Below are 21,831 nucleotides of genomic sequence, written 5' to 3'. Positions count from 1 at the left end.
AAGCACTTTGGAGACTAGACTTTTAATCTAATCATTCCAAAGTGCTTATAAATCCAATGAAACTTTTTAAATTTTAAACTTAATGTTCTGTGTTTTTATCACTTTTTAAGTATCTTCTATAAACAATCATTAATCCTAAAATTCCAAATAGAATTTCGAATGCATAAGGGTTATTTTTGTCTAATCCACTATACGGTAAATTCATATTGAAATTATTTTCTTTGTTTGGATTTACAAACAATTTTTTGTTTAATCTTTCAAGATTGTGATGATTATTTTGAACATTAAATTGACGTGAATGCATGTCTAGCAACTTATTATTTTTAGTCGCTTTTTCGTCATTTTCAAAATGACTTGAATTATATTTGTCATTTATTTTATCCATACCTAATGACTGTTTCTTATCTGATATACCATTACTATCTATATCTTTTACTTTTGATATTATTTCAGATGTGACTTTATCTAAGTTAGTCTGTAATTCAGCAATATTTGATGTACCGTTTGGCAAGTTACTTATTTTTTCTTTTGCAATACTTCTTAATGAATCTAATTTTTCAATTAGTTTGTCTAAGTCAGCTTGTTCACTTGGCGTAATCAAACCATCTTTTCTAATTTCTTTTATTTTATTAATCACTTTTGTTTGTGCTGCATTAGCATCAGCAATTGCTTTTTTAGCTTCCGATACTTGTTTTGTATCTTGAACACCATTACTATCTGCATCATTTACTTCTGGTGACGTTACGGATGGAATTTCATTTAATTTTCTTTGTAACTCTGCTTTTCCTACTGTGCCGTTTGGTACTTTGGCTAACTTGTCTTTCACTGCTTGTTTTTCTTTATCTAATTTTTGAATCAACTTATCAATTTCTGCTTTCTCTTTTGGATTTACTAGTCCATCGGATTGAATCTCTGCTAGTTTCTTATCTACTGCTGCTTTTGTTGATTCTGTTGCTTTAATCGCTTTACTTACCTCTGATACTTGTTTTGTATCTTGAACACCATTACTATCTGCATCATTCACTTCTGGTGATGTTATCGATACGATATTATCCAATCTTCTTTGTAACGTATCTTTACCCGCAGTTCCGTTTGGTACATTCTCTAATTTCTCTTTCGCTACTTGTTTCGCAGTTTCTAATGTTTGAATCAACTGATCTATTGCTGCTTTTTCCTCTGGAGCCACTAAGCCGTCGGATGTGATTTCAGTTAAATTTTTATCCACTGCTGTTTTTGCTATTTCAGCTGCTTCTATCGCTTTTTCCGCCTCTGATAATTGTTCTATATCCAAGATACCGTTACTATCTGCATCATTTACTTCTGGTGATGTTACTGATGTGATATTGTCTAATCTTCTTTGTAACACATCTTTACCTGGTATGTCATCCGGTACAGTATTCAATTTATTTTTCGCTGATTGTTTGATTACTTTCAATCCAAAGATTAGTCTATCAATTTCGGCTGCTTCACTTGGAGTTACTAAACCATCGAATGTTATTTCAGACAATTTTTTATCCACTGATGCTTTTGCTTTTTCCACATCTGCTATGATATGAGTCATTTCTAACAATTGGTCTGTATCTAAAACGCCATTACTATCTGCATCGTTTATCTCTGGTGACGTTACTGATGTGATATTGTCCAATCTTGTTTGTAAATCATCTTTACCCGCAGTGCCGCTTGGTACGCTATTTAGCTTTTCTTTTGCCGTTTGTTTTGCGCTTTCTAATGTTTGAATTAATGCATCTACTTCAGATTTTTCATCTGGCGTTACTAGACCATCGGATGTTATTTCTGTTAACTTGTTGTCCACTGTCGTTTTGGCTTGTTCCGCATTCACTACTGCTTGAGACGCTTCGGATAATTGCTCAGTATCTAGCACACCATTGTTATCTGCATCGTTCACTTCTGGTGGTGTTACTGATGTGATATTGTCCAATCTTGTTTGTAACTCGGCTTTCCCTGCGGTACCATTTGGCACACTACCTAATTTCTCTTTCGCTGCTTGTTTCGCGCTTTCTAATGCTTGGATTAACGCATCTACGCTCGCTTTTTCATCTGGAGTCACTAATCCATCTGCTGTTACCTCAGACAATTTTGTATCTATTGCTGCTTTTGCCTGTTCCACATTCACTACTGCTTTTCCTGCTTCAGAAATGTGTTGATTATCTCCATTACCATCACTATCTACATCATTTACTTCTGGTGATGTTACGGATTTAATGTTATCCAATCTTGTTTGGAGCTCATCTTTCCCTATGGTACCGCTCGGTACGCTATTTATTTTCTCTTTTGCAGTTTGTTTCGCGCTTTCTAATGCTTGAATTAACGCATCTACTTCTGCCTTTTCGTTTGAAGTCACCAATCCATCTGCTGTGATTTCAGTCAATTTCTTATCCACTGTCACTTTCGCTTTTTCCGCACTTACTACTGCTTGCGTTGCTTCAAACAATTGGTCTGTATCTAATTTACCATTACTATCCGCATCGTTTACTTCTGGTGATGTTACTGAAGCGATGCTGTCTAATCTTGTTTGGAGGTCACCTTTACCTGCAGTACCATTCGGCACACTTTCTAGTTTCTCTTTTGCAGTTTGTTTCGCGCTTTCTAATGCTTGGATTAACGCATCTACTGAAGTTTTTTCGTCTGGAGTCACTAATCCATCTGCTGTAATCTCAGATAACTTCGTATCCACTTCGGTTTTTGCTTGTTCTGCATTCACTACTGCTTGAGACGATTCGGATAATTGTTCAGTATCCAAGACTCCATTACTATCTGCATCATTTACTTCTGGTGACGTTACTGATGTGATATTATCCAATCTTGTTTGTAAATCATCTTTACCTTCTGTACTGTCCGGTATATTATCTAATTTCTCTTTCGCTACTTGTTTCTCAGTTTCTAATGCTTGAATTAATACATCTACTTCTGATTTCTCATCTGGTGTTACTAAGCCATCGGATGTTACATCTGTTAACTTCGTATCCACTGCGGTTTTCGCTTTCTCGGCATTCGTTATTGCTTGCGTTGCTTCAGACAATTTCTCTGAATCTAACTTACCATTGCTATTCGCATCATTTACTTCTGGTGACGTTACTGATGCGATATTATCCAATCTTGCTTGTAAATCATCTTTACCCGCAGTACCATTCGGTACATTGTTTATCTTCTCTTTCGCCGTTTGTTTCGTAGCTTCTAATTTTTGAATTAACGCGTCTACTGAAGTTTTTTCGTCTGGAGTCACTAATCCATCTGCTGTGATTTCGGTCAATTTCGTATCCACTGCGATTTTCGCTTGTTCGGCTTTCGTCACTGCTTGTGATGCTTCTGATAATTGCTCTGTATCCAACACGCCATTACTATCTGCATCGTTCACTTCTGGTGATCTTACGGATTTGATATTGTCTAATCTTCTTTGTAATACATCTTTACCTGGTGTGCCATCCGGTACAGTATTCAATTTATTTTTCGCTGATTGTTTGATTACTTTCAATCCAAAGATTAGTCTATCAATTTCGGCTGCTTCATTCGGAGTCACTAATCCGTCTGCTGTTATCTCAGACAATTTTGTATCCACTGCTACTTTTGCCTTTTCCACATCTGCTATGATATGAGAAATTTCTAACAATTGGTCTGTATCTAAAACACCATTACTATCTGCATCGTTTATCTCTGGTGACGTTACTGATGTGATATTGTCCAATCTTGTTTGTAAATCATCTTTACCCGCAGTGCCGCTTGGTACGCTATTTAGCTTTTCTTTTGCCGTTTGTTTTGCACTTTCTAATGTTTGGATTAACGCATCTACTTCGGCTTTCTCATCTGGAGTCACTAATCCATCTGATGTTACTTCTGCTAGCTTATTGTCCACTGCTGTTTTCGCTTGTTCGGCTTTCGCTACTGCTTTTCCTGCTTCAGAAATGTGTTGATTATCTACAATACCATCACTATCTACATCATTCACTTCTGGTGATGTTACCGATGTAATGTTGTCCAATCTTGTTTGTAGATCGTCTTTACCTACGGTTCCGCTCGGTACAGTGTTTAGTTTTTCTGTTGCCGTTTGTTTTGCGCTTTCTAATGTTTGGATCAATGCATCTACTTCGGCTTTTTCATCTGGCGTCACTAAGCCGTCTGATGTTACTTCTGCCAACTTCTTATCCACTACTGTTTTCGCTTGTTCCGCATTCACTACGGCTTGAGATGCTTCGGATAATTGCTCAGTATCCAAGACTCCGTTATCATCCACATCATTTACTTCTGGTGATGTTACAGAGGCGATGTTATCCAATCTTGTTTGTAAATCATCTTTACCTGCAGTACCATTCGGTACATTGTTTATCTTCTCTTGGGCTGTTTGTTTCGATGCTTCCAATGTTTGAATCAACGCATCTACTTCAGCTTTTTCATCTGTCGTCACTAATCCGTCTGCTGTGATTTCGGCCAATTTCGTATCCACTGCGATTTTCGCTTGTTCGGCTTTCGTCACTGCTTGTGATGCTTCGGATAATTGATCCGTATCTAAGACTCCGTTACCATCCGCATCGTTTACTTCTGGTGATGTTACTGATGTGATGTTATCCAATCTTGTTTGTAAATCATCTTTACCCGCAGTACCGTTCGGTACGCTATTTACTTTCTCTTGGGCTGTTTGTTTTGCGCTTTCTAATGTTTGGATTAACGCATCTACTTCAGCTTTTTCATCTGGTGTTACTAGACCATCGGATGTTACTTCTGCTAGCTTATTGTCCACTGCGGTTTTTGCTTGTTCTGCACTTACCACTGCTTGAGACGCTTCGGATAATTGGTCAGTATCTAAGACTTCATTACCATCCACATCATTTACTTCTGGTGACGTCACTGATGTGATGTTATCCAGTCTTGTTTGTAGCGCATCTTTACCTGCAGTGCCACTAGGTACATTGTTTATCTTCTCTTTCGCCGTTTGTTTCGATGCTTCTAATTTTTGAATTAACGCATCTACTTCAACTTTTTCATCTGGTGTTACTAGACCATCAGATGTTACTTCTGCCAATTTCGTATCCACTGCGGTTTTCGCTTGTTCCGCATTCGCTACTGCTTGAGATGCCTCAGACAATTGTTCTGTATCTAGCACACCATTGCTATCCGCATCGTTTACTTCTGGTGACATTACAGATGCAATGTTATCCAATCTTGTTTGTAAATCTGTCTTACCTGCGGTACTAGATGGTACGCTATTTACCTTCTCTTTCGCTGTTTGCTTTGCGCTTTCTAATGTTTGAATCAATGCATCTACTCCAGATTTTTCATCTGGTGTTACTAGACCATCGGATGTTACTTCTGCTAATTTATTATCTACTGCTGTTTTCGCTTGTTCCGCATTCGCTACTGCTTGCGTTGCTTCAAACAATTGATCTGTATCCAAGACTCCGTTACCATCTGCATCGTTTACTTCTGGTGATGTTACAGATGTTATGTTATCCAGTCTTGTTTGGAGAACTCCTTTTCCTGCAGTACCGTTCGGTACACTATTTAGCTTTTCTTTTGCCGTTTGTTTCACGGCTTCTAATGTTTCAATTAACTGCTCTACTTCAGCTTTTTCATCTGGTGTCACTAAGCCGTCTGATGTTACTTCTTTTAGCTTATTGTCCACTACTGTTTTTGCTTGTTCCGCATTCACTACTGCTTGAGACGCTTCAGACAATTGATCTGTATCTAGCACGCCATTATTATCCACATCATTTACTTCTGGTGACGTTACTGACGCGATGTTATCTAGTCTTGTTTGTAAATCATCTTTACCCGCAGTACCGTTCGGTACACTATTTACTTTCTCTTGTGCTGTTTGTTTTTCACTTTCTAATGTTTGAATTAATGTATCTACTTCGGCTTTTTCATCTGGAGTTACTAAACCGTCTGCTGTAATATCAGATAATTTCGTATCCACTGCGGTTTTCGCTTGTTCTACATTCGCTACGGCTTGAGACGCTTCGGATAATTGTTCAGTATCTAGCACACCATTGCTATCTGCGTCATTCACTTCTGGCGATGTTACTGATGCAATGTTATCTAATCTTGTTTGAAGATCAGTCTTACCTTCGGTACTAGACGGTACATTGTTTATCTTCTCTTTCGCCGTTTGTTTTGCACATTCTAATGCTTGGATTAACGCTTCTACTGCGGCTTTTTCATCTGGTGTTACTAGACCATCTGATGTTACTTCTGCTAGCTTATTGTCCACTGCGGTTTTTGCTTGTTCTGCATTCACTACGGCTTGCGTTGCTTCTGATAATTGATCTGTATCTAGCACACCATTGCTATCTACGTCATTTATTTCTGGTGATGTTACTGAAGTGATATTATCTAGTCTTGTTTGTAAATCTTCTTTACCCGCAGTACCGTTCGGTACGCTATTTACTTTCTCTTGGGCTGTTTGTTTCGCACTTTCTAATGTTTGGATTAACGCATCTACTGCAGATTTTTCATCTGGTGTTACTAATCCATCTGCTGTAATCTCAGATAACTTCGTATCCACTGCGGTTTTCGCTTGTTCTGTATTCACTACTGCTTGAGATGCCTCAAACAATTGTTCAGTATCCAAGACTCCGTTACCATCTGCATCGTTTACTTCTGGTGATGTTACGGATGCAATGTTATCTAATCTTGTTTGTAAATCTGTCTTACCTGCGGTACTAGATGGTACACTATTTACCTTCTCTTTCGCTGTTTGTTTCGCACTTTCTAATGTTTGGATTAACGCATCTACTGCGGCTTTTTCATCTGGTGTTACTAAACCGTCTGCTGTAATATCAGATAATTTCGTATCCACTGCGGTTTTCGCTTGTTCTACATTCGCTACGGCTTGAGACGCTTCGGATAATTGTTCAGTATCCAAGACTCCATTACCATCCACATCATTTACTTCTGGTGACGTCACTGATGTGATGTTATCCAGTCTTGTTTGTAGCGCATCTTTACCTGCAGTGCCGTTTGGTACGCTATTTACCTTCTCTTGGGCCGTTTCCTTCGCTGTTTCTAATGCTTGGATTAACGCATCTACTGCGGCTTTCTCATCTGGTGTTACTAAACCGTCTGATGTTACTTCTGCTAATTTATTATCTACTACGGATTTCGCTTGTTCTGCATTCACTACTGCTTGAGATGCCTCAGACAATTGTTCAGTATCCAAAACTCCGTTACCATCTACATCGTTTACTTCTGGTGATGTTACGGATGTAATGTTATCCAGTCTTGTTTGTAAATCTTCTTTACCTGCAGTACCGTTCGGTAAACTATTTACCTTCTCTTGGGCTGTTTGTTTCACACTTTCTAATGTTTGAACCGATGCATCTACTGCGGCTTTTTCATCTGGTGTTACTAGACCATCTGATGTTACTTCTGCCAATTTCGTATCCACTGCGGTTTTTGCTTGTTCTGCATTCACTACAGCTTGCGTTGCTTCGGACAATTGATCTGTATCCAAGACTCCGTTACCATCTGCATCATTTACTTCTGGTGATGTTACGGATGTAATGTTATCCAGTCTTGTTTGTAGCTCTGTCTTACCTTCGGTACTTGCTGGTACATTATTTATCTTCTCTTGGGCTGTTTGTTTCGATGCTTCTAATGTTTGAACCAATGCATCTACTACTGATTTCTCATCTGGCGTCACTAAACCATCTGATGTTACTTCTGTTAGCTTATTGTCCACTACTGTTTTTGCTTGTTCCGCATTCGCTACGGCTTGTGATGCTTCTGATAATTGATCTGTGTCCAAAACTCCATTACCATCCGCATCGTTTACTTCTGGTGATGTTACTGATGTAATGTTATCCAGTCTTGTTTGTAGCTCTGTCTTACCTTCGGTACTTGATGGTACATTATTTATCTTCTCTTGTGCTGTTTGTTTCGATGCTTCCAATGTTTGAATCAACGCATCTACTTCAGCTTTTTCATCTGTCGTCACTAATCCATCTGATGTTACTTCTGCTAATTTATTATCTATTGCTGTTTTTGCTTGTTCTGCATTCGCTACGGCTTGCGTTGCTTCAGACAATTGTTCAGTATCTAGCACACCATTACCATCCCCATCGTTTACTTCTGGTGATGTTACTGACACGATGTTATCTAATCTTGGTTGTAGCTCGTCTTTACCTGCAGTACCATTCGGTACGCTATTTATCTTCTCTTGTGCTGTTTGTTTCGATGCTTCCAATGTTTGAATCAACGCATCTACTTCAGCTTTTTCATCTGGTGTTACTAAACCGTCTGATGTTACTTCTGTTAGCTTATTGTCCACTACTGTTTTTGCTTGTTCCGCATTCACTACGGCTTGAGATGCTTCTGATAATTGATCTGTGTCCAAGACTCCATTACTATCTGCATCATTTACTTCTGGTGATGTTACTGACGCGATGTTATCTAATCTTGTTTGAAGATCAGCCTTACCTTCGGTACTAGACGGTACACTATTCACCTTCTCTTTCGCCGTTTGTTTTGCATTTTCTAATGTTTGAACCAATGCATCTACTACTGATTTCTCATCTGGAGTCACTAAATCATCTGATGTTACTTCTGCCAATTTCGTATCCACTGCGGTTTTCGCTTGTTCTGCACTTACTACTGCTTGAGACGCTTCGGACAATTGATCTGTATCTAACATGCCATTACTATCCGCATCATTCACTTCTGGCGATGTTACTGATGCAATGTTATCCAATCTTGTTTGAAGATCAGCCTTACCTTCGGTACTAGACGGTACACTATTTACCTTCTCTTTCGCCGTTTGTTTTGCATTTTCTAATGTTTGAATTAATGTATCTACTGCGGCTTTTTCGTCTGGTGTTACTAGACCATCTGTTGTGATTTCAGTCAATTTCGTATCCACTACGGTTTTCGCTTGTTCGGCATTCGCTACTGCTTGAGATGCTTCGGACAATTGATCTGTATCCAAGACTCCGTTACCATCCACATCATTTACTTCTGGTGAAGTTACTGAAGTGATATTATCCAGTCTTGTTTGTAAATCTGTCTTACCTGCGGTACTAGATGGCACACTATTTACCTTTTCTTGGGCTGTTTGCTTCGATGCTTCTAATGCTTGGATTAACGCATCTACTTCGGCTTTTTCATCTGGTGTTACTAATCCGTCTGATGTTACTTCTGACAATTTAGTATCCATTACGGTTTTCGCTTGTTCGGCATTCACTACAGCTTGGTCTGCTTCTGATAATTGATCCGTATCCAAGACTCCATTACTGTCTACATCGTTTACTTCTGGTGACGTTACAGATGAAATGTTATCTAATCTTGTTTGGAGTTCACCTTTGCCTGCGGTACCGTTCGGTACGCTATTTACCTTCTCTTTCGCCGTTTCCTTCGCTGTTTCTAATGCTTGGATTAACGCATCTACTGCTGATTTCTCATCTGGAGTTACTAATCCGCCTGCTGTTACTTCTGCCAATTTCGTATCCACTGCGGTTTTTGCTTGTTCCGCATTAGTCACTGATTGCGTTGCTTCAGACAATTGTTCAGTATCCAAAACTCCATTACTGTCTACATCGTTTACTTCTGGTGATGTTACTGACGCGATGTTATCTAATCTTGTTTGTAAATCATCTTTACCCGCAGTACCATTCGGTACATTGTTTATCTTCTCTTGGGCTGTTTCCTTCGCTGCTTCTAATGCTTGAATTAACGCATCTACTTCAGCTTTTTCATCTGGTGTTACTAAACCGTCTGATGTTACTTCTGTTAGCTTATTGTCCACTACTGTTTTCGCTTGTTCTGCATTCGCAACGGCTTGCGTTGCTTCAGACAATTGCTCAGTATCTAAAACACCATTGCTATCCGCATCGTTTACTTCTGGCGATGTTACAGATGCAATGTTATCCAATCTTGTTTGAAGATCATCTTTACCCGCAGTACCATTCGGTACACTATTCACCTTTTCTTGAGCCGTTTCCTTCGCTGTTTCTAATGTTTGAATTAGCGCATTTACTGCTGCTTTTTCATCTGGTGTTACTAAACCGTCTGATGTTACTTCTGCTAATTTATTATCTACTACGGATTTCGCTTGTTCTGCATTCACTACGGCTTGAGATGCTTCTGATAATTGATCTGTATCTAACATGCCATTACTATCCGCATCATTCACTTCTGGTGACGTTACAGATGAGATACTATCCAATCTTGTTTGGAGATCAGCCTTACCTTCGGTACTAGACGGTACACTATTTACCTTTTCTTGTGCTGTTTGTTTCGCACTTTCTAATGTTTGGATTAACGCATCTACTGCTGCTTTTTCGTCCGAAGTCACTAAGCCATCTGCTGTAATCTCAGATAACTTCGTATCTACTGATCTTTTTGCTTGTTCTGCATTCGCTACTGCTTGCGTTGCTTCGGATAATTGCTCAGTATCCAAGACTCCGTTACTATCTACATCATTTACTTCTGGTGATGTTACCGATGTAATGTTGTCCAATCTTGTTTGTAGCGCATTTTTACCTGTAGTGCCATTCGGTACACTATTCACTTTCTCTTGGGCTGTTTGTTTTGCGCTTTCTAATGTTTGAATTAATGTATCTACTTCGGCTTTTTCGACCGGAGTCACTAAGCCATCTGCTGTAATATCAGATAACTTCGTATCCACTACGGATTTCGCTTGTTCTGCATTCACTACGGCTTGAGATGCTTCTGATAATTGATCCGTATCCAAAACACCATTACTATCCGCATCGTTTACTTCTGGTGACGTTACTGACGCGATGTTATCTAGTCTTGTTTGTAAATCATCTTTACCCGCAGTACCGTTCGGTACACTATTTACTTTCTCTTGTGCTGTTTGTTTTGCACTTTCTAATGTTTGAATTAATGTATCTACTTCGGCTTTTTCATCTGTCGTCACTAATCCGTCTGCTGTAATATCAGATAACTTCGTATCCACTGCTGTTTTTGCTTGTTCTGCATTCGCTACGGCTTGTGATGCTTCTGATAATTGATCACTATCTAGCACGCCATTACTGTCTACGTCATTTATTTCTGGTGATGCTACATAGGCGATGTTACCTAGTCTTGTTTGTAGGTCATCTTTTCCTGTAGTACCGTTCGGTACATTGTTTAGCTTCTCCTGTGCTGTTTGTTTCGATGCTTCCAATGTTTGAATCAACGCATCTACTTCAGCTTTTTCATCAGGTGTCACTAATCCATCTGATGTTACTTCTGCCAATTTAGTATCAACTGCGGTTTTTGCCTGTTCCGCTTTTGTCACTGCTTGATCTGCTTCGGACAATTGATCTGTATCCAAGACTCCGTTACCATCTGCATCATTTACTTCTGGTGAAGTTACAGATGTGATGTTATCCAATCTTGTTTGTAAATCTGCCTTACCTGCGGTACTAGATGGTACGCTATTTACCTTCTCTTTCGCTGCTTGTTTTGTGCTTTCTAATGCTTGGATTAACGCATCTACTGCTGATTTCTCATCTGGTGTTACTAGACCATCGGATATTACCTCTTTTAGCTTATTGTCCACTGTGGCTTTTGCTTGTTCTGCATTCACTACTGCTTGAGACGCTTCGGATAATTGATCTGTATCTAACATGCCATTACTATCCGCATCATTCACTTCTGGCGATGTTGCAGAGGCGATGTTATCTAATCTTGTTTGTAAATCTTCTTTACCCGCAGTACCGTTCGGTACACTATTTACTTTCTCTTGTGCTGTTTGTTTTGCACTTTCTAATGCTTGGATTAACGCTTCTACTGCGGCTTTTTCATCTGGTGTTACTAGACCATCTGATGTTACTTCTGCCAATTTCGTATCCAATGCGGTTTTTGCTTGTTCTGCACTTACCACTGCTTGAGATGCCTCAGATAATTGATCTGTATCTAACACGCCATTATTATCCGCATCATTTACTTCTGGTGACGTTACTGAAGTGATATTATCCAGTCTTGTTTGTAGCTCTGTCTTACCTTCGGTACTTGCTGGTACATTATTTATCTTCTCTTGGGCTGTTTGTTTCGATGCTTCCAATGTTTGAATCAACGCATCTACTTCAGCTTTTTCATCTGTCGTCACTAATCCGTCTGCTATTACATCTGACAATTTAGTATCCACTGCGGTTTTCGCTTGTTCTGTATTCACTACTGCTTGCGTTGCTTCGGACAATTGATCTGTATCCAAGACTCCGTTACCATCTGCATCGTTTACTTCTGGTAATGTTACTGATGCAATGTTATCCAATCTTCTTTGTAAATCATCTTTACCTGCAGTACCACTCGGTACATTGTTTATCTTCTCTTGGGCTGTTTGTTTCGCTGCTTCTAATGTTTGAACCAACGTATCTACTGCTGATTTCTCATCTGGCGTCACTAAGCCGTCTGATGTTACTTCTGCTAATTTATTATCTACTGCGGTTTTCGTTTGTTCTGCATTCGCTACGGCTTGCGTTGCTTCGGACAATTGATCTGTATCCAAGACTCCGTTACCATCTGCATCGTTTACTTCTGGTGATGTTACTGATGCAATGTTATCCAATCTTCTTTGTAAATCATCTTTACCTGCAGTACCACTCGGTACATTGTTTATCTTCTCTTGGGCTGTTTGTTTCGCTGCTTCTAATGTTTGAACCAACGTATCTACTGCTGATTTCTCATCTGGCGTCACTAAGCCGTCTGATGTTACTTCTGCTAATTTATTATCTACTGCGGTTTTCGTTTGTTCTGCATTCACTACGGCTTGAGATGCCTCAGTCAATTGGTCTGTATCTAACATGCCATTACTATCCGCATCATTCACTTCTGGTGACGTTACAGATAAGATACTATCCAATCTTGTTTGGAGATCAGCCTTACCTTCGGTACTAGACGGTACACTATTTACCTTTTCTTGTGCTGTTTGCTTCGTTGCTTCTAATGTTTGAACCAACGCATCTACTTCAGATTTTTCATCTGGTGTTACTAGACCATCAGATGTTACTTCTGCCAACTTCGTATCTACTGATCTTTTTGCTTGCTCTGCATTCGCTACTGCTTGCGTTGCTTCGGATAATTGCTCAGTATCCAAGACTCCGTTACTATCTACATCATTTACTTCTGGTGATGTTACCGATGTAATGTTGTCCAATCTTGTTTGTAGCGCATTTTTACCTGTAGTGCCATTCGGTACATTGTTTAGCTTCTCTTGGGCTGTTTGTTTTGCGCTTTCTAATGTTTGAATTAACTGGTCTACTGCTGCTTTTTCATCTGGTGTTACTAAACCGTCTGATGTTACTTCTGTTAGCTTATTGTCCACTACTGTTTTTGCTTGTTCCGCATTCGCTACGGCTTGTGATGCTTCAGACAATTGATCCGTATCCAAGACTCCGTTACCATCTGCATCGTTCACTTCTGGTGATGTTACGGATGCAATGTTATCCAATCTTGGTTGTAGCTCGTCTTTCCCTACAGTACCGTTCGGTACATTGTTTAGCTTCTCTTGGGCTGTTTGTTTCGATGCTTCCAATGTTTGAATTAGCGCATCTACTTCAGATTTTTCATCAGGTGTCACTAATCCATCTACTGTTACTTCTGCTAGCTTATTGTCCACTGCTGTTTTTGCTTGTTCTGCATTCACTACTGCTTGCGTTGCTTCAGACAATTGATCTGTATCTAACACGCCATTATTATCCGCATCATTTACTTCTGGTGACGTTACTGAAGTGATATTATCCAGTCTTGTTTGTAAATCAGTTTTACCAGCAGTACCGTTCGGTACGCTATTTACCTTCTCTTGGCCCGTTTGCTTCGCTGTTTCTAATACTTGGATTAACGCATCTACTTCGGCTTTTTCATCTGGTGTTACTAATCCATCTGCTGTAATCTCAGATAACTTCGTATCCACTGCGGTTTTCGCTTGTTCGGCATTCACTACGGCTTGAGATGCTTCGGATAATTGATCTGTATCCAAAACTCCGTTACTATCTGCATCGTTTACTTCTGGTAATGTTACTGATGCAATGTTATCTAATCTTGTTTGTAAATCTTCTTTACCAGCAGTACTAGATGGTACGCTATTTACCTTCTCTTGGGCTGTTTGTTTTGCGCTTTCTAATGTTTGGATTAACGCATCTACTTCGGCTTTTTCATCTGGCGTCACTAATCCATCTGATGTAATCTCAGATAACTTCGTATCCACTGCGGTTTTTGCTTGTTCTGCATTCGCTACGGCTTGAGATGCTTCGGATAATTGATCTGTGTCCAAGACTCCATTACTATCTGCATCGTTCACTTCTGGTGATGTTACTGACGCGATGTTATCTAATCTTGTTTGAAGATCAGACTTACCTTCGGTACTAGACGGTACGCTATTTACTTTCTCTTGGGCTGTTTGTTTTGCGCTTTCTAATGTTTGGATTAACGCATCTACTTCGGCTTTTTCGTCCGGAGTCACTAAGCCATCGGATGTTACTTCTGCTAGCTTATTGTCCACTGCTGTTTTTGCTTGTTCCGCATTAGTCACTGCTTGAGACGCTTCGGATAATTGATCCGTATCCAAAACACCATTACTATCCGCATCGTTTACTTCTGGTGACGTTACTGACGCGATGTTATCTAGTCTTGTTTGTAAATCTTCTTTACCCGCAGTACCGTTCGGTACACTATTTACTTTCTTTTGTGCTGTTTGTTTTGCACTTTCTAATGTTTGTATTAATGTATCTACTTCGGCTTTTTCGTCCGGAGTCACTAAGCCATCTGCTGTAATCTCAGATAACTTCGTATCTACTGCGGTTTTCGCTTGTTCTGCATTCGCTACGGCTTGAGACGCTTCGAATAATTGATCTGCATCTAGCACACCATTACTGTCTACATCATTTACTTCTGGTGATGTTACTGACGCGATGTTATCTAGTCTTGTTTGTAAATCTTCTTTACCCGCAGTACCGTTCGGTACGCTATTTACTTTCTCTTGGGCTGTTTGTTTCGCACTTTCTAATGTTTGTATTAACGCATCTACTGCTGATTTCTCATCTGGAGTCACTAAACCATCTGCTGTAATCTCAGATAACTTCGTATCCACTGCGGTTTTCCCTTGTTCCGCATTCACTACGGCTTGAGACGCTTCGGACAATTGATCTGTATCTAACATGCCATTACTGTCTACATCGTTTACTTCTGGTGACGTTACAGATGAAATGTTATCTAGTCTTGTTTGGAGTTCACCTTTGCCTGCAGTACCGTTCGGTACGCTATTTACCTTCTCTTTCGCTGTTTGTTTCGCTGTTTCTAATGCTTGGATTAACGCATCTACTGCTGATTTTTCATCTGGCGTTACTAGACCATCAGATGTTACTTCTGCTAGCTTATTGTCCACTGCGGTTTTCGCTTGTTCTGCATTCACTACTGCTTGAGACGCTTCGGATAATTGGTCAGTATCCAAGACTCCGTTACCATCTGCATCGTTTACTTCTGGTGACGTTACAGATGCAATGTTATCCAATCTTGTTTGTAAATCTGTCTTACCTGCGATACTAGATGGTACGCTATTTACCTTCTCTTTCGCTGTTTGTTTCGCACTTTCTAATGTTTGGATTAACGCATCTACTGCGACTTTTTCATCTGGTGTTACTAATCCATCTGCTGTAATATCAGATAACTTCGTATCCACTGCGGTTTTCGCTTGTTCTGCATTCGCTACGGCTTGAGACGCTTCGGATAATTGTTCAGTATCCAAGACTCCATTACCATCTAAATCGTTTACTTCTGGTGATGTTACGGATGCAATGTTATCTAGCCTTGTTTGGAGATCATCTTTTCCTACTATGATATTCGATACATTATTTAATTTTTCTTTCGCTGTTTGTTTTGCGCTTTCTAATGTTTGTATTAACGCATCTACTGCGGCTTTTTCGTCCGGAGTCACTAACCCATCTGCTGTTACTTCTGCCAACTTCGTATCTACTGCTGCTTTTGTCTGTTCCGCATTCACTACTGCTTGTGTTGCTTCAGACAATTGTTCAGTATCTAGCACACCATTACTATCTGCATCGTTTACTTCTGGTGATGTTACGGATGTAATATCATTTATTCTTTTTCGTAATAAATCTTTATTAGTGAGGCCATTCGGTAGAGCGTCTAATACTTGTATTGCTGATGATTTGGCCTTTTCAATTTCTACATTCATTTTATCTATTTCGGCTTTTTCATCTGGTGTTACTAATTGGTCTTGCGTCACTTCACCTAGCTTTATTTTGGCTTGTTTTTGCACTTGTGTTGCTGCTTCTATAGCATCTTCTACTTTTTTGATTTTTGCTTTTTTCAAAGCTTCATTGATTGTTTCTGCCACTTCTTGGATATTAACAGCTTTATTAGTAATATTTACGCCTCTTAATACATTAGTATCTGTAGTATCACTCAAGATATAACCAAATAATTTATCTTTATTCACATCAATATATTGATTAGCGTCAAAAGAAATGTAAAATTTTACTGATCCGCCTGATCCACCACCTCTATCAGGGTCACCATTTCCGCCACTGTTTGGACGTGTATATGAATAATAACCTAAATGATCTTGTCGTAGTACAACTCTTTGTCTACCTTCATAAACTGCTACGACCTGTTTAATTTTTTTATTGAGGCTATCATTTGGTCTTATCGCATAGTTTTCAAATCTATACGTTCCTCTACCTTTTTCTTTTGACAATTCCATTGTTGCTATTAAAGCTTCACCATCATGTAACACTTCATCTTTTACTATACCAAAATCATTTTTAGTTACATCATTTTGATTTGTAAATGTATATATACCTTGATAATTCGGACTGTCACGATTAACTGTTAAATCTTTCATTTTTGACAGTAGTGTGTTTATATTATTCGCTTGACTCCCTGTGATTTTTCTATTTCTTGCTACAGAATAATCCCTATTAAAAATTCTGTCATAAGCCGCTTTATTATTTTTTAATGAAGTTTGTCTAATAATATTTCTTAAAAACAGCTTTCTTTCTTCTTCCGTTAGTTCTCCTCTATTTCTTTCTACTTCATTAAGTGCCGTCGCAATATAATCTCCGGCTCTTAATGAATTATAAGATAATCTAGGTCCAAAGTAATGGTGATTATAGCTTATTCCATTATAGTATCGATTTCGGTCGATACTTCTAGCTACTCGAGTTTTTGGAATATATTGCTTTTCTGGTTGTTTTTCATTTTTGACGTCTTTTTCGTTCGTGCTCAAACCTTTTTCTGATTCATTTTTCTCTATATTATTATTAGACACTTCAACTTTCGTTTCAGTAACTCTATTTTCCATCGAAATCAAATTTTGAGTGACTGGTTGCTCTTTTTCGTTCAATTTCGAATTACTATTTATTTTAGTATCCGTATTTTCGGCAGTTGATGATTGTTTTTTATCTATATCTGGCTTTTTAGTATCTAACTCCTTTATTTCCTCATCGTTTTTTATTGTTTCAGGTGTTTTTTCTTGTTTATCATTTTGTATATCTTGTTCGTTTACATCTGAATGGTCTGGTTGTTCTTTATTTTCAATAATAGTATCGGCATTTGACTCGAATTGTTGCGATGTTATCTCAGTACCTTCCTCAACTGATTTTGTATCTTTTGAAGCACTTTTGTTTTCTGTTTTATTATCAATTTCAGCTTGGATGGGTTGTTGTACTGTGTCATTGTTACTCTCTTTTTCTAATATATTATTAAAATTTGAATCATTGTTAGTGTTCTCTTTATCTACTTTAGGAGGTATTTCTTTCACTTCTTGTTGTTCTTTTTGTAAAGTATCAGCTTGGGCTTCTTCACTATGTTGAAAAATTAATAAACTTCCTAAAAGTACTGAAGCTGTTCCAATCGTAAATTTGCGTATGGAATATCTATTATTTCTCCTAGCCATATACTCTCTAAATATCCTCATTGTTATCTAACTCTCCTTTTCGATAGTAAAATCATTTTAGATGTTATTAAATTTAATACAATTTATCTTTCTTTAATCATTATAATTTTAAATTTAATGACCAACAGCACTTATAATGCGTCAGTAAAAAAGTTGAATTTTTAAGTAAAATAGTGAGATAAAAACTTTTTTCAATCAAAAATGATTGTTATTAAACATAAAAAGACACATAAAAAACGATCGTTTTTTATGTGTCTCATATTAGTTATTGATTGTTTAAAATTCATTCTAATTAAGTGCTCGCTTTAAATCTTAATTCAAGCGATTTATCGCTAATCCATCAGTTGGCTCAAAAATAGTCATTTCTTTTTTATTCAGTAGATCTTCTGATAAATGTAGTTCAGTAATTTTATTAGAGTTATACCATTTAATATAAAATGTACGTGTCGTTAAATTTAAGACCGTCTGATATAACGTATAATGTAAATCATTTTGTTCATCTCTAACTGCGCCTTTAGGTATACTCATAATTTCCAATAATTTAAAAGCGTTAAGTATGTCTTGTTCAGGACTGTTTGCTGCTTCTTCTAAATAATTTTTCAAGTAAGCAATACGAACAAATCTTTCTGATGATGTGTATCCACCTGGTAAGCCATAGGTGCCACCTTCATTGCCTAATGATTTTAAATTAATATTAGCAAAATTTCTTTCATTTGGTTTATGTGGTGAAATGTTTATATAATTTCTTAAATTTTCATAATGCCAATTCAAATCAGGATTGTTAGTCAAAACGGCAACTGGATTGTCATTAACGACTATTTGACCTTTATCAAAAGTGAGTTCTACCGTTCTACCCGTATCATCAGAAATATGATAATGTAACGGTGGAACTTCAGAGAGATCGTTCAAAGTATGTGCCACGACATTAACATTTTGTGCGTTTTTAATTAAATCAGCTATGTTTTTGTTATAACCTAATATCCAATTTATCACTTCATTTTGAGCAATATTCATATAGCCTGCTTTAGTTTCATTTGCATAAGAAGCATAGCCTCTGAAATATTGTACTGAAACACCAACGCCATGCTCGTTAACACCATCTCCAAATAAAAATCCTTCCATATCGCTGCCAGAACCTACGAAGCCATACAATGTTTCACCTTTATACTCTACACGCGATTCCCAGTAATAGTGGCGTGGTTGAACCGCTGGATTACCTTTTAATTGATAAACAAAATCCATTGTTCGACCTAATATAGCTTGATGATTTTCAGACATAAATGAAAAACCTGTACACATTGCTCATACGCTCCTTTATTAGCAATTTCCTAAATCTATTTTTGTCTTAATTATGATTGTAATTAACTTTATATCATATTAATAGCAATTCGCCTCAATTTCAGGACACAGATATAACCACAATGTTAAATTATATACTCATGGATTCTACCATCGACTAATGATTTTTGCACATCGATCACACGTTGATTTAATGAACCTTTATAAGGTAAATTGGGTTTATATAAGTGATGCATGAAAGGACCGTCGACGAGTACATCTATAATTTTCAATAATTCATTTCTCTGAGATTGATCATTCCTTAAGTATTCAAATAAAAATCCAGTCCATACCCATAAGGTTTTGCTATGACCAAAACGTTGTCTAAATGCATGAGCACAATTGAGTGTTATATCTAAGTTACAAAATGGTTCCCCACCTAAAATACTTAAACCTTCTATATAATCAGGTTCGCAATTTTCTAATATTTCATTTAAAGTTTCAATATTAAATTTCTCACCATACTTAAAATTTTGAGCTGCTTTGTTATAACAATTTAAACATGCAAATGGACATCCTGAAACATATAAACTACATCTCACGCCTTCGCCATCTACGAAACTTTGTGACTCTATTTTGGCAATGTAACCTTGTCCATTAATGATATTTAGTATTGTCATATCGACTGGTCTTTCATGTGTTTTACTCTTGCACAAATTTCTTTATGTCTACCTTCGATTGTAGGACGTTGCACTGGATTACCTAAATAGCCACATGTTCGTTTTACTACATCTACGGTTTTAGGGTCGCTATTTCCACATTCTGGACATTGATATCCTGATGAAGTTGTTTTAAAATCACCTTTAAAATCACATAAACGACAATGATCTATAGGAATATTTGTTCCTAGATAACTAACTTTGTCATATGAATAATCCCAAACCGCTTCTAATGCTTTAATGTTATGGTCTAATTTTGGATATTCACAATAATGTATGTAACCACCACTAGCATAAAATGGATAATCTTTCTCAAAATCTATTTTTTCAAATGGTGTAATATCTTTTCGCACATCGTAGTGGAACGAATTTTGATAATACCCCTTGCTTGTAATATCTAATATATCGCCGAATTTTTCTCTATCTAATCTGCAAAAACGATCTGTTAATGATTCACTTGGTGTACTATATATACTAAACCAAATGTCGTAGCGTTCAGTCCATTCCAATTGATAAACTTTCATAGCTTTTAAAATTTGTAAGGTGAAGGCTTTACCTCTTGCAGTTTTTTCCCACTCAGGGCCATAAAAAACAGTAGCTGCCTCATACAGACCAATATAACCTATCGATAACGTAGCACGTTTGTTTTTAAATAATGACATAACACTCTCTTCATCACTTAAACGATGTTTAAACGCACCATTTTTATATAAAATTGGAGCGTTATCAGGTGTAGCTTGTTCCATACGTTTAATGCGATAAACTAATGCGTCGTGCATAATTTGCATTCGTTCATGAAAGATTTCCCAAAACTTTTCCATATCACCATCTGATTCTATAGCTATTCTCGGCACATTAAGCGTTACTACACCTAAATTACATCTTCCATTATTTTCTGCTTCACCTTGCTCATTTTTCCATACTGGTAAAAAAGAACGACAACCCATTGGCGCTTTAAAATCACCTAAAATTTCTACAGTTTTATCATAATTTAATATATCTGGATACATTCTTTTTGTAGAACACTCTAATGCTAATTTTTTAATATCATAATTAGGGTCATCTTCACTAAAATTCACACCTTTTTTAATAGAAAAAACTAATTTAGGAAATATAGCTGTTATACGGTCTTTTCCAAGTCCTTTTATTCGTGTTTTCAATATCGCTTGTTGAATTTTTCTACTATATTCATCTATACCTAGACCAAAACCAAGAGTGACAAATGGCGTTTGTCCATTTGAAGTATAAAGTGTATTTATTTCGTATTCTAGACTTTCAATTGCGTCATTAATATCTTGGGTGATTTGATAATCAACATATGCATCAATATGTGTATCATCAACAAATTGTTGTGCCAATTTTCTATGTTTTGCTTCGTTATATTTTACGTAATCACTTAATAATTCGTCTACTCGATCAATGGTACAACCCCCGTATTGACTACTAGAGACGTTGGCAATAATTTGTACAAGCTGAGCAGAAGCTGTTTGAATTGATTTTGGCGATGTCACAGATGCATTGCCAATTCGAAATCCATGTTTCAACATATTTTTAGCATCAATTAAACAACAGTTAGTGAGTGGTTGAAATGGGTGATAATCTAAGTCATGGAAATGTATATCTCCACTTTTATGTGCTTCAGCTATATGTTTAGGTAATAAGTAATCCAAAGCATATGATTTAGATACAACACCTGCTGTTAAATCTCTCATTGTAGAAAAAGTGGCACTATCTTTATTAGCATTTTCGTTAATAACTGTTGGATCTTTTGTAATAAGTTTCGTTAAATTTTGTTCTAATTTATTCATTTTACCCCTTCTTTTCTATATATTGTATATAAACATAATTTATACCACAATATATAGTGTTTCAATGTTGAGAAGAGCTGTTAACAAATATGTCACAAATTTGTTACGATTTAAGAAACTTTAATTTTTATTCTAAAATTTTTGCTTTTGAGAAATG

General features: G+C 37.4%; 4 protein-coding genes. All 4 read right to left on the bottom strand.

Annotation, left to right across the window (positions count from 1 at the left end):
• Positions 1-79: 79 nt before the first annotated feature.
• A complete protein-coding gene (locus JG554_RS01045; protein ID WP_203265344.1) occupies positions 80-17,890 on the bottom strand; it encodes a GA-like domain-containing protein in 17,811 nt (5,936 codons plus the stop codon).
• Positions 17,891-18,181: 291 nt separating this feature from the next.
• Positions 18,182-19,168, bottom strand: a complete 987-nt coding sequence (locus JG554_RS01040; RefSeq protein ID WP_064209980.1) for a choloylglycine hydrolase family protein — start codon at positions 19,166-19,168, stop codon at positions 18,182-18,184.
• Between the two features lie 125 nt (positions 19,169-19,293).
• Positions 19,294-19,827 (bottom strand): anaerobic ribonucleoside-triphosphate reductase activating protein, encoded by a 534-nt coding sequence (gene nrdG, locus JG554_RS01035; protein ID WP_046206953.1) that lies wholly within the window; start codon positions 19,825-19,827, stop codon positions 19,294-19,296.
• A complete protein-coding gene (gene nrdD, locus JG554_RS01030; RefSeq protein ID WP_070038842.1) occupies positions 19,824-21,674 on the bottom strand; it encodes an anaerobic ribonucleoside-triphosphate reductase in 1,851 nt (616 codons plus the stop codon). The genes nrdG and nrdD overlap by 4 nt, the downstream gene beginning before the upstream one ends.
• Between the last annotated feature and the right edge of the window lie 157 nt (positions 21,675-21,831).

Source organism: Staphylococcus sp. 11-B-312, assembly GCF_016743055.1.
In the GTDB taxonomy this organism is placed as follows: domain Bacteria; phylum Bacillota; class Bacilli; order Staphylococcales; family Staphylococcaceae; genus Staphylococcus; species Staphylococcus ureilyticus.
The sequence above is the reverse complement of the archived record's forward strand: the minus strand, read 5'-3'. Positions and strand labels throughout refer to the sequence as shown.

What these genes read in the sequence shown, in the direction of transcription:
- JG554_RS01045 (WP_203265344.1), bottom strand. Translation starts at nt 17,890, where the DNA reads ATGAGGATATTTAGAGAGTATATGGCTAGGAGAAATAATAGATATTCC.
- JG554_RS01040 (WP_064209980.1), bottom strand. Translation starts at nt 19,168, where the DNA reads ATGTGTACAGGTTTTTCATTTATGTCTGAAAATCATCAAGCTATATTA.
- nrdG (WP_046206953.1), bottom strand. Translation starts at nt 19,827, where the DNA reads ATGACAATACTAAATATCATTAATGGACAAGGTTACATTGCCAAAATA.
- nrdD (WP_070038842.1), bottom strand. Translation starts at nt 21,674, where the DNA reads ATGAATAAATTAGAACAAAATTTAACGAAACTTATTACAAAAGATCCA.